This is a genomic window from Mycobacterium sp. 852014-52144_SCH5372336 (assembly GCF_001665615.1).
GTDB lineage: Bacteria > Actinomycetota > Actinomycetes > Mycobacteriales > Mycobacteriaceae > Mycobacterium > Mycobacterium neumannii_A.
Genome location: NZ_LZSW01000031.1, coordinates 58,265 through 69,685, shown reverse-complemented (window position 1 = coordinate 69,685; position 11,421 = coordinate 58,265). Strand labels below are relative to the sequence as shown.

Annotated in this window: 11 protein-coding genes and 1 pseudogene; 5 read left to right on the top strand and 7 right to left on the bottom strand. The window is 64.6% G+C overall.

The features are described 5' to 3' along the window. Position 1: 1 nt before the first annotated feature. Both A5759_RS05890 and A5759_RS05885 read right to left on the bottom strand, forming a co-directional pair. Positions 2–1,081, bottom strand: coding sequence for a PDR/VanB family oxidoreductase (locus A5759_RS05890; RefSeq protein ID WP_068195053.1), 1,080 nt, complete (start codon positions 1,079–1,081; stop codon positions 2–4). Beyond that, complete coding sequence (locus A5759_RS05885) at positions 1,078–1,977, bottom strand: metal-dependent hydrolase (RefSeq protein ID WP_068195050.1); 900 nt, start codon at positions 1,975–1,977, stop codon at positions 1,078–1,080. The genes A5759_RS05890 and A5759_RS05885 overlap by 4 nt, the downstream gene beginning before the upstream one ends. Before the next feature lie 89 nt (positions 1,978–2,066). Here A5759_RS05885 and A5759_RS05880 point away from each other — a divergent pair, with 89 nt between their 5' ends. Beyond that, positions 2,067–2,702 (top strand): TetR/AcrR family transcriptional regulator, encoded by a 636-nt coding sequence (locus tag A5759_RS05880; protein WP_068195047.1) that lies wholly within the window; start codon positions 2,067–2,069, stop codon positions 2,700–2,702. A 3-nt stretch (positions 2,703–2,705) separates the two neighbouring features. Here the strand turns inward: A5759_RS05880 and A5759_RS05875 are convergent, their stop codons facing one another. Next, the gene (locus tag A5759_RS05875) at positions 2,706–4,238 is read right to left on the bottom strand and encodes a long-chain fatty acid--CoA ligase (protein ID WP_068195042.1); all 1,533 of its coding nucleotides are present in this window, start codon (positions 4,236–4,238) and stop codon (positions 2,706–2,708) included. A gap of 28 nt (positions 4,239–4,266) precedes the next feature. Further along, a complete protein-coding gene (locus A5759_RS05870) occupies positions 4,267–5,424 on the bottom strand; it encodes an acyl-CoA dehydrogenase family protein (RefSeq protein ID WP_068195040.1) in 1,158 nt (385 codons plus the stop codon). Between the two features lie 10 nt (positions 5,425–5,434). Here A5759_RS05870 and A5759_RS05865 point away from each other — a divergent pair, with 10 nt between their 5' ends. Further along, positions 5,435–6,100: a TetR/AcrR family transcriptional regulator gene (locus tag A5759_RS05865; protein ID WP_197505966.1), complete on the top strand. Its 666-nt coding sequence runs from the start codon at positions 5,435–5,437 to the stop codon at positions 6,098–6,100. Positions 6,101–6,214: 114 nt separating this feature from the next. Here A5759_RS05865 and A5759_RS05860 read toward each other — a convergent pair whose 3' ends face one another. Next, positions 6,215–6,922, bottom strand: a complete 708-nt coding sequence (locus A5759_RS05860; RefSeq protein WP_068195037.1) for a TetR/AcrR family transcriptional regulator — start codon at positions 6,920–6,922, stop codon at positions 6,215–6,217. A 135-nt stretch (positions 6,923–7,057) separates the two neighbouring features. Between A5759_RS05860 and A5759_RS05855 the strand changes: the two genes are divergently transcribed. The 3 genes from A5759_RS05855 to A5759_RS05845 all read left to right on the top strand — a co-directional run bounded on the left by A5759_RS05855 (position 7,058) and on the right by A5759_RS05845 (position 10,194). Beyond that, a complete protein-coding gene (locus A5759_RS05855; RefSeq protein WP_068195035.1) occupies positions 7,058–8,689 on the top strand; it encodes an SCP2 sterol-binding domain-containing protein in 1,632 nt (543 codons plus the stop codon). A 293-nt stretch (positions 8,690–8,982) separates the two neighbouring features. Then, positions 8,983–9,390: an aspartate 1-decarboxylase gene (gene panD, locus A5759_RS05850; RefSeq protein WP_068195223.1), complete on the top strand. Its 408-nt coding sequence runs from the start codon at positions 8,983–8,985 to the stop codon at positions 9,388–9,390. Beyond that, positions 9,391–10,194, top strand: a complete 804-nt coding sequence (locus tag A5759_RS05845) for a crotonase/enoyl-CoA hydratase family protein (protein WP_068195031.1) — start codon at positions 9,391–9,393, stop codon at positions 10,192–10,194. 347 nt (positions 10,195–10,541) lie between these two features. Here A5759_RS05845 and A5759_RS26550 read toward each other — a convergent pair. Both A5759_RS26550 and A5759_RS05835 read right to left on the bottom strand, forming a co-directional pair. After that, positions 10,542–10,706, bottom strand: a pseudogene (locus A5759_RS26550) (response regulator transcription factor); the annotation flags it as partial. Then, a complete protein-coding gene (locus A5759_RS05835; protein WP_068195025.1) occupies positions 10,693–11,376 on the bottom strand; it encodes a DUF3159 domain-containing protein in 684 nt (227 codons plus the stop codon). The gene A5759_RS05835 and the pseudogene A5759_RS26550, both read right to left, overlap by 14 nt. Positions 11,377–11,421: the final 45 nt, after the last annotated feature.

Here is an 11,421-nt window from a genome sequence, read left to right as displayed (position 1 = left end):
TCTAGAGATCCACGACGATCGCGTCGCCGACGGCGCGCGACACGCAGATCATCATGTAATCGTCTTGTTCCTCGGCGAGCAGTACCCGGTCGTGGTGCTCTGCGCGTCCTTGCACGATGCGGGTCTTGCATGCACCGCAAAACCCCTGCTGGCACGAATAGGCCACCTCGGGCAGGACCTCGCGTATCGCCGTCAGCGCGGACTGATCCGCCGCCACCGCCACCGTGCGGCCGGATCGAGCGAGGGTGACGGTGAACGCGGTTCCGTTGCGCACCGCAGGCGGGGTGAACCGTTCACTGTGCAGCCGCGTATTGGGGTGGTTGCCGCGCAGGTGGGTAGCGACGGCCTCGGTCAGTGCGGGCGGCCCGCACATGAACACCGTGCTGCCTGGTGACATGTGGCTGACCAGTTCGCTGGCCGACGGTGGCCCCTGCTGCTCGTCGAGGTGCACGCGGAGGGCGATGCGCTGATCCAGCGCTGCCAGCTCGTCGAGGAAGGGCAACGTCGAGTGGGTCCGGCCGGCGTAACTCATCGTCCACGGCGTGCGGCTATCGGCCGCCGCTTGGACCATGGGAAGGATGGGAGTGATCCCGATGCCGGCAGCGATGAAGTGGTAGGCCGGCTCCGGGGTGAACGGAAACGCGTTGCGAGGGCCCCGAATCCAGAGTGCGTCCCCGGCCCGGAGCTGGTGCATTTCCGCTGATCCCTGCCCGCCGGGGATCCGGCGCACGGCGATCCGGTAGGACCGGGCATCGGCGGGGTCCCCGGTCAGGGAGTAGTGCCGCTGTCGGCCCTGCGGGGTGAAGACGTCGATGTGCGCTCCGGGCGTCCACGCCGGCAGCGCCGCCCCGCCGGGGCGCACCAGTGTCACGACGACCACGTCGGATGCACCGGCGCAGACGTGGTCCACCTGCACCTGCATGGTGAATCCGGTGCGGCGGCGGGGGTGGGGAGGTGACAGCGTGTCGGCGAGGGGTCCCTGGGCGAAGAGTTGGGAGTAGCCACGGGCGAGGACGCCCATCACGCGCAGGCTGTGGGTGGGATGGTCGAGATCGGTGGTGGGGGCGGTGAGGTAGTTCATCCGCGTGCCGCGAGCGCCGCGGGGGAGTGGGCGAGGTAGCGGGTGGCTTTGGCCACGTCGCCCATTCCGGACGGATGAAAACCTGGCCGTAGATAGATGCAGATCTGAACCACCAGGAACCACAGTGGCGGCACGAGGTGCCGACGTGAGGCACTGGCGTAGGCCACCGGCCACCACCGCCGAAGGCCGGACGGACGCGGGCTGTGCCGGTAGAGGTGTGCCGCTGTGGTGAACCACAGCACCGCCAATCCGGTGCAGGCGAGGAACGCGGTACGTGCCCGCCGGGGGTAGCTTCCGTCGACGTGGCTGAAGGCGTCGAAGGCCACGTTGCGGTGTTCGAGTTCTTCGCTGCCGTGCCAGCGCAACAGATCCAGCATGGTGGGGTTCATCCCCAATCGGTCGAATTCTCGGTTGTCGAGCAGCCATTCACCAATTACCGCGGTGAAGTGCTCGGCTGCGGCGTAGATGCCCAGACGTTCGGCGAGCCAGTGTTGCCCGGCGGGGCCGGTGAGCCCGTGATCGCCGAAGATCTTGTACACGGCGTATTCGATACGGCGCATGACCGGGGCGATCGGCACGCCATTGGCGACGAGGTAGCGCCGAAACCCTTCGTGGGAGGCGGCGTGGGTGGCCTCCTGTCCGACGAATCCGATGACTTCCTCCCGCAAGCGTTCGTCGTCGATGTGCGGCAGCGCCTCGGCGAAGACGTCGGCCATCGCGCGTTCCCCTTCGGGCAGCACCAGGTGCATGACGTTCCAGAACTGGGTCGCGTAGGGCTCGCCGGGCAGGTATTCCAGCGGCACCCCCTCCCAGTCGAACGACACCGGGCGCGGGGCGATGGCCAAGGCTTCCTCGTCGTACTCGTGTACTTCGCGAGGCCGTTTCGTCATGGTCATCTGCCTTTCCGTTCCTAACCAGCAGCAATATGGTGATACGAATAGCATATCTGCGTATCACCTTACGTCTACAGTTATAGGCTCAATGGATGGCATCAGGCAAGCCCCAACGCTCAGAGTCACGGCGTGCCGCTGAGGTGACCTCCGTCATCGACCAGATCCTCGACGGCGCCTTGGCGGTGTTTGCCGACCTTGGGGTGCGTCGAGCGACGATCGATGATGTGGCCCGTCGCGCTGGTATCGGCAGGGTCACCATCTATCGACGGATCGGCGGGAAACCGGAACTGACCAGAGCGGTACTGGTGAGAGAGGCACAACGACTGTTCGCGGCTGTCCGCGCAGCAACTGAGGGCACCGTGACGGTCGAGGATCGGGTGTCGGTGAGCTTCGCGTGCACCGTGGAGATGGTGCGGGGAAACCCGGTGTGGCAGCGACTGCTCGTTCTGGAGTCCGAGGCCGTTCTTCGTCAGCTCACGCTCGACGGCCAGGCCATCCTCGCAGCAGCCGTCGCGGCCACCGTCGACATTCTCGATCCCGATGGGCGCAGCGACCTGGCGCCGGAAGTCCGCCTCGCGCGGGCTGAGATATTGGTACGCATCGCTCACTCGGTGTTGCTGACTCCGCTGGTGGGAGTCCCGCTGAGTACCCATGACGAGTTGGTCGCCTTCGCGCGCGAGCACATGGTGCCGATTGCCACGGCGGTCGCGGTCACCCCCGGGCGGTGACGATCACCGACGTGAACCCAGGATCTGTTCCCGCAGTTGCCTCTTGAGCACCTTGCCCGCACCGGAGAGGGGCAGTTCGGAGACTAGCTCGATGCTGCGCGGAACCTTGTAGTTGGCGAGCCGGCTGCGTACATGATCTTGCAATTCGTCGATGTCGACGTCGGCGCCAGGGACGGGCAGCACGCAGGCGTGCACCGTCTCACCCCACCGCTCACTGGGTAACCCGATCACCGCTGATGCCGCGACCAAGGTGTGGGTGCTCAACGCGTTCTCGACTTCGGCGGAGTACACGTTCTCCCCGCCGGTGACGATCATGTCCTTGATCCTGTCGACGACGAACAGGAACCCGTCCTCGTCGAGGTAGCCACCATCGCCGGTCCGATACCAGCCCTCGACGAGAACGGCGGAGGTTTCCTCGGGGCGCTCCCAGTAGCCCAGCATCACGTGATCACCGCGCACACAGATCTGCCCGACCACGCCCGGTGGCACAGCGCAGCCGGTGTCGTCGATGACCTGGATTTCGGCGTGCGGCGCGGCCCGGCCAGCCGATCCCAGGTGTTCCCCGACGTGGTCGTCGGGGAAGAGCAGCGTAGCCACGGGCGCTACCTCGGTCATCCCGTAGGCCTGTGTCAGCTGCACTTCCGGGAGCACCTGCATCACCCGGTGCAGCAGCCCCTCGGAGATGGGAGATCCCCCGTAGAGGATCCGGCGCAACGACGACAAGTCGTAATCGCCCAACCGCGGATCATCGACGAGCATCTGAATCATCGTGGGCACCAAGAGAACATCGGTCACCTCGTGGTCGGCGATCGCCGCGAACACCGCCCCCGGCTCGAAGGCCGCCACCATGACGTGACTGCCGCCCATGACGACCTGCCCAGCCCATGCGGCCAAGTCGGCCAAGTGGAACATCGGCGCGGCGTGCAGCAGCACCGATCCTTCCCCCAGCAACTGTCCGGTCGCCACGGTGCCCAATGCCGAGGTCATCATGTTGCGCTGTGACAGCATCACGCCCTTGGGAAATCCGGTCGTGCCGCCGGTGTAGAACAGCCCGGCCAGGTCATCGGCGCTACGCCGCGCATCGGGCGTCGGGGCATGCTCGGTGATGAGGTCCTCATGGGAAACGAAACCCGCCGGCGTTGAGCCGTCGCCGCAGTAGACCAGCGTCGTCAGGTCCGGGCAGTTCTGCTGCAGCCAATCGGCAGTTTCGGCGAACGTGTCGTCGACGAACAGGCATCGAGTTCCCGAATCGTCGAGGGCATAGGCCATTTCGTTCGGATTCCAGCGGATGTTGACCGGGTTCACCGCCGCGCCGGCCCACGGCACGGCGAGCAGATATTCGCTGTAGCGATCGCTGTTGAGCGCCAGGATGGCGACCCGATCACCGTCGGTGATGCCTAAGGCACGCAGGCCTGCTGCCAAGCGTGCCACGCGGTCGTGTTGCTCGCAGAAGGTTCGGGCGCGGTCACCAAAGACGGTGGCGATCTGGTGCGGTCTGGCTTGCGCGGCTCGGTGCAAGCCCTGGGTGATGTGCATCAGTGACTCCGTTGTCGTGTGGGCTGATCTAGAGCGAACGTGCGATGAGTTCCTTCATGACTTCATTGGCGCCAGCGAGAACGCGCAGCACCCTGTTGTCGGCGTACAACCCGGCAATCGGGTACTCCAGGCAGTAGCCATAACCGCCGAACAGCTGCTGGCAGCGGTCGACCACCTCGGCGGTACGGTCGGTGATCCAGTACTTGGCCATCGACGCCGTCACCGCGTCCAGACCGCCCTGGCAATGTGTGGCGATGCAATCGTCGAGGAAACCACGGTTGATCCGGGTGATCGTGGCGCATTCGGCCAACTCGAATCGCGTGTTCTGCATGGCGAACAGTGGCTTGCCGAAAGCGTTTCGGGTCTTGGTGTAGTCGATTGTGGCCGCGAGCGCGGTTTCACTCATCGCTTGGGCGATGATCGCGGTGATGAGGCGCTCCTGGGGGAGCTGCTCCATCAGTTGGTAGAACCCCCGCCCCACCGTGGCGCCCAGGACATTAGCTGCCGGGATCCGAAGCTCGTCGAAGAACAACTCGGCGGTGTCTTGGCCCTTCTGGCCGATCTTCTTCAGGATCCGCCCCCGGCGGAAGCCCGGCGTATCGTCGTCGACCTCTGCGACCAGCAGGGAGATACCTGACGCGCTCTCGTCCTCGCCGGTGCGGGCGGCGATGATCAGCAGCTTGCACAACCACCCGTTGGTGATGAAGGTCTTTGCCCCCGAGACCAGGAACTCATCTCCCTGACGCACCGCGCGGGTGCGAATAGCCTGCAGGTCCGAACCGGTTCCAGGCTCGGTCATGGCGATCGCACCCACCGCCTCACCGCTGCACAGCCGCGGCAACCACCGCTGCTTTTGTTCCTCGCTGGCGTAGGCAAGTAAGTAGTGCGCGACGATCCCCTCAGTGATCGCGAACCCCATACTTGAGACGCCGGCCCTAATTTGTTCGTCGATCAGCACCGCCAAGTGTCCGAAGTCACCGCCGCCGCCGCCAAAGCACTCCGGTATCGACATTCCCAACAACCCGAGCTCACCCGCCCGCCGATACAACGCCGGGTCCGGATGCCCCGCCAGCGCATGGTCTTCTTCGCGAGGCGCCACCTCGTTCGCGAAGTACTTACGCGCGAGTTCTGCCACCGCAGACAGTTCCGACTGCAACGCGCCCGGGAGAGATATGCTTGTTGGCATACGGCCAATAGTGCACCAGTTATTGGCAAACGGTCAACAAGGGGAAGGCATTCTGATCAACCGTTCGGGGTCGCGCTACCAGCGACTGTCGCCAGATCAGCGTCGACAGTCGATCTTGGCCGGTGCCGCTGAGCTGTTTTCAGCGCGTCCCTACAGTGAGGTCTCCACCGCCGACATCGCCAGGCACGTCGGGGTGGCGCGGGGCCTGCTCAACCACTACTTCGGCACCAAGCGCGAGCTGTACCTCGAAGTGGTCCGAGAGGCAGCGACGGTGCCGCCCGCGGCGGTGCAATCGCTACCTGACAGCGACCTCAATGCGCGCATCGAAGCCGCTGTGGCGTGGTTCCTAACGTCGCTGGAACAGACGGGGCGCAGCTGGCTGACCGCCGCTGGCGGCCACACCGTCGGGCGAGACGAAGGACTCGACCGAATTCTGGCAAAGGCCGAGGACGATTCGGTGGATCGCGTGATCGAGGCTGTTGGACTCTCGCAAGAGGATCAGATCGAGAGACTGCGCGCGCTGATTCGCCCCTTCGGACAGCTGGCGCGCGCGGCGGGGCGAGAGTGGTTACTCAAAGACACGCTGACACGCGCCCAAGCATATTCCCTGCTGGTCGCGACGCTCACCACCATCGTGTGCGAGGTCTACCCGGCGCAGGTGCAGGACAATCAATGACTCAGGGCCGGGAATGAGAGACGTCCGCAACTGTTCAACAGACTGCGAAATCCAGTGTGCGCCAATATATCGTCGAGAGACGGCACAATGTCCGCCACGGCCACAACTTGCGGACTATGCGACGGTGCCCGGCGCTGGGGCGTGTACCGAGGTCGAGTCTCGGTCGGGGCGCCTTCCTGGGGTTGCTTCGGCTGCCGCGGAGGGAACGCCAGGATCTCCGGTGTGGGGACGCCCGACGGGTAGTGGCACTCGTCGGTCGAGGGAATTGATGAGCGCGATTAGCCGGTCAATCGGGTATTCATTGGGGTCGGTCAAGTGCAAGCGCACCATTTCGTCGGCGGCAGCGTGCAACACGCGGGCGTGCAGCTCCACGTCGTCCACGCCCAGGTGTGCTGCACTGGCCGTCACCCTGGCCAGAATGTAGCTCGCGACGATCCCGCGTGCCTGGTGCAGCCGCTGGTAGAGCTCTGGGGGCCCGCCCTCGGCGGGAAAGAGGAACAACCGCCACGTCTTGGAATCGGCATCGATGGCCTGCAAGACCGCCGCGACGGTGTCGCTCATCGACACCAGCTCGGTGCTGCCCGTCGATGAAACGGCGGCCAGGAAGCTCTCCGACGCGCGATGCGCCTCGCGGTCGATGAGCGCCACGAGCATTCCCGCCAAGGTGCCGAAGTGTTCGTAGACCACGGTGCGGGTGATCCCGCACTCGCGCGCAATCCGGTCGATGGTTGCCGCGTGGAATCCTTCGTCGGTCACGACGTCCAAGCACACGTCCAAGATCTGCTGACGTCGCTGCGGGCCACGCATCCGCCGTGCGGTCATGGGCCTGACCTACCTCCTGAAAGCAACACTTGCCACCGCATCTTACGAGCTGTAACTTGCAACCTACAACTTGTAGGTTAACGGTGCGAGTCCACCTCGACGGCGTGGCGGACGGGCACCGCCGGAGGAGTAGTCATGAATCAGACCAGCCACAACCGTCGGGTGAAACTCGCGTTCTGGGGACCCGGCCACGTGGGCAGCGCAATCCTGCGCGCGGCGCTGCAGCGGCCCGAATTCGAAGTCGTGGGCGCCAAGGTCTTCAACCCCGCCAAGAATGGCCGCGACATCGGCGAGTTGGTCGGCGTCGCCCCCATCGGCGTGCGCGCGACGACCTCCGCCAAGGAGATCCTGGCCCTGGACGCCGATTGCGTCATCCACACCGCCTCCCCGGTCGGCGTGATGGACGGCAGCGGCGACGTCGACGTGATCGCGCTGCTGGAGTCGGGCAAGAACGTGATCTCCACCGCGGGATACCACAACCCATCCATGCCGAACTTCGCCACGGCCAACCGGGCCCCGGCGAGTCGACTCGCGCGGGCTGCCCACACAGGGGGTGTGACCCTGCACGGATCGGGAGTCCACCCGTCCTACATGGTCGAACGGCTCGTCCTGACGATGACCGGGATGATGACTCACGTCGACCACATCCGCTTCGTCGAGGCCGTCGACGTCTCCGAAGCCGCCGACGGCAACCTGGAGTACTTGGGTCTAGGCAAGCCCCTCGCCGAAATCAACGCCGACTTCTTCACCGCGTCATTCGGTGATCTCTACTACGGCGACATGATCGGCAACGTCGCCCACCACTTGTACGGGACCGACATGCGCGATGTGCGTATCGAACACGATCTACGCGCACTAGCCGCCAACCACGACATCGAAACACCGGAGCTCACGATCGAAGCCGGCACCGCCGCGGTGTTGCACATGACCCATCGAGGATTCCACGGAGATCGCCTGTTCTTCACCAACGAGGAGGTCTGGTACGCGGGCTGCTCAGCCGCGTACTTCGGCGAGGACCTGCCTTTCGGCAATTTCGGTAGTCCTGCGTCTTACATCATCGAGATCAACGGCGCGCCCAGCACGATGCGTGCCCAAATGGAACTCGAATCCTCGACCGCCGATACCGCACCGATCATCACCCAGCTCACGGTCGTGCCGGTCCTCGACGCGGTCATACCCGTGTGTAACGCCGAACCCGGGATCGCCATCCCCGACCCCGCGCTGCACCTGCGTCAAGACACCCGCATCGACCCCAACGTCGACACGGCTGCGCCGCGCCCCACCCGGCCGCTGGCCGCCGCGGGTGCGCGACTGTCCGCCTCTGCCGCTGCCCTGAAGACCCGTGCAGACGCCGAAATAGCCCGCTTCATCGCCGGACCAGGCAGACGCCCGCTCGACCGTCTGGAGTCCGGGTCGCTGCGGCCCGCTGTCATCACCGCGCTGGCCAACGGCCTTGCCCGACGGTTCGATTCCGACCAGGCGGGAGACATGCACGCCGTCATCGAGCTGCGCCTCACCCGTCCCGCAGGCGAGGGGACCGATCCCATCGACATCGTGATCGCCAACGGGCAATGCAACGTCACGCTGCAGCCAAGCCAGAGTCCCGACGTGTGCATTCAGATCGGACTCGCCGACCTGATCCGGCTCTCGACCGGGGGGGCAACCATGGCGGGCCTGGTGCAACAGAACAAGATCAAACCTACCGGAGATCTGGCACTCTGCCTGCGCTTCGGGGCTGTGTTCGGTCAGCGCCCCCCACAATACTGACGAATCGACCCTCGACCGCGTGCCGGACATCGACTCGGAACTCTGTTCGGGCTCTTTGAAGATCAGCGCGACACCGATGGTCAATGCGCTGCGGCCAGACTGCAAAGCTCGGAAAGGAAGCTTGCCAGCGTATGTCGCCCAACCGACCACGCCCGATGGGGAGGTCGACAGACTTTGCGCACCGTGGTTCAGCGCCGATGTGAAAGGCGAACAGCCTGCGGTATCTCACCTGGCACATCCCACTGGGTCCGCAAACAAGACAGAACACAAACAAGACAGGAATGGACGGTGCGATGTTGCGAACGATGTTCGGCAGTAAGGTACACCGCGCCACCGTGGCCCAGGCCGACCTGCACTACGTGGGTTCGATCACCATCGACCTGGATCTGATGAGGGCAGCAGATATTCTGGAGGGCGAACAGGTCGTGGTCGTCGATGTCACCAACGGCGCACGGCTGACGACCTATGCGATAGCTGGCAGGCGAAGCTCCGGAATCATCGGAACCAATGGTGCTGCAGCGCTTTTGGTCATGCCGGCAGACCCGTCATTATCATGTCATTCCGAAGCCTCGATGAGCGCGAGACCGCCGGACTATGCACCCAGAGTGGTTCACGTCGACCGGGGCAATCGCATCGTTGGGCTTGGACACCATCCTGCGCAACCGGTACCTGGTGCCGCCCATCAGTGTGCCGGCACGTAGATGAGCGGTAAGAGGGTTCGTGTGCACGTAGCCTCCACTGGGGTGGCGACGGTGACGATGGTGCGTGCCGATAAGCACAACGCCCTTGACCAGGCCATGTTCGAGGGCTTGATGAATGCTGCAGGGCAACTGGCAGTAGACAGCTCGGTGCGTGCGGTCGTGCTGCACGGTGAAGGGACGAGCTTCTGTTCTGGTCTCGACATTGCCAGTTTCCTGTCTGGACGGGATGGCACCGCTGTTCTGCTAGGCCGCGAGGGCGGCCGGGTGGCCAACTTCGCCCAACGCGTGAGCTATGACTGGTCCTTGGTGCCCGCGCCGGTCATCGCCGCGGTTCACGGAAATTGCTTCGGCGGTGGTCTCCAGATTGCGCTCGGGGCAGACATCCGGATCGCTGCACCGGAGGCGAAGCTGTCCATCATGGAGGTCAAGTGGGGCCTCATTCCCGATATGGGCATAACCCAGACCCTGCCGCGACTGGTCCCCATCGACGTTGCGAAAGAGCTGACGTTCAGCGGCCGAGTTGTCTCCGGGAGTGAGGCTCTGGCGCTTGGACTGGTCACGCGAACTAGTGACGACCCGCTGGTTCTAGCACTGGCCCTCGCGGAGGAAATCGCACAGAAGTCTCCGGATGCGATCCGTGCCGCGAAGCGCCTTTATGACCAGTCGTGGGCCGGTGACGACACCGCAGCTGCACTTGGACGCGAATCCGCACTGCAAGCTGGGTTAATCGGCAAGCCGAACCAGCTCGCTGCCGTTGCCGCTGGAATGTCCGGCCAACAGCCTGTTTTCCTCGACCTCGCCTAGCTTAGCTAGGGCCTGGCCTACTATCCACGCACCAGGTGGGTGCCATAGGCGCGTCCTGCACCGAAGGAGCAAGTGGGCAGGGCGGGAAACGTGACTTGCAGCCCCGAGGCCTTCTGCCTCGAGTCAGCCTCCATTTCGTCGAGCCGGAGGCCGGCCTGTCGGCGAGGCTGACCGCCGTGGACCCGTCCGTACCGGGCTCAGTTCAGTGGTCAACCAAACTGGGGGCAGTCCCGAGCTTGGCGTAGATCATGACGGTGCGCCCATGCGCAGACCGGCCACCCGGTCCGGCACCGCAGCCTGTGGCCGCGAGCATCGGTATCCGCGCCCGGTTCCGCTTCCGGATGAGGCGGTAGCAGTTCGTCGCGGACGACGACGTCGTAGTCGTTGACGACGGCGTATTCCCACGCTGTGGCGCCGGCGTAGCCGACATCGACGGCCATGGCGTGCCGACGTAATCCCACCGCAATCGCATCGGCTAGCAACTTTCCATCCTCGGCTTCAAGCGTCCGCATCACTTCCACCTTGCTGTTCTGTGGTTTGAAAGTCGCGCGACGGTGCTGTATTCAGCGTTTCTCGGCCGTGTAGTGCCCGGATGGCCAGAACGGTTGCGACAGAAGCCAGCAGCGCCAAGGGGAAGCCCATGAGGAGGCGGGCGACTCCGAGTAGAGTGTTCCTGTCGGTGACGTATAGGCCGTATTGGACGAGGAACCGCGCGCTGAACACCAGCGCCCACAACCCGGTGACACCGGTGAAGTACCACCTGTGCCGGCGGCTGTTTCGCCAAATCCGGCCGTGGCCGCCGTTCCACGCCCACACATAGCCGGCAAGTGGCCGACCGATTAGGACCGAGCCGACCAGTACGGTAGCCGAAACGAGCGAAACCCAGATCTGGGGCAGATAGAAATCCTTGCTCTGACCCGTGAAAAATGGGATTCCCGCCGCGAGAGCCGTCCCCAGAAACCCGACGACAACGGGCCGGAGGTGATCTCCGTGCCACAGGCACCACAGCAGGATCAGCAGGGAGACCCCGACGGCAATGCCTGTCGCAGTGATCGTGGCCATAAAGTTCGCGGCCACCATATAAGCCACCACCGGTGCCGCAGAGTAGATTACGCCGCGAATTCCGCCGCTGCGTGCGACGATCTCGCCGATTCGGTTGCGACTGAGCGCCGGGTCGGTCATCGTCGCAACCTCGGCGTGTTCGTCGCGGTCGGTACATAGGCCGGT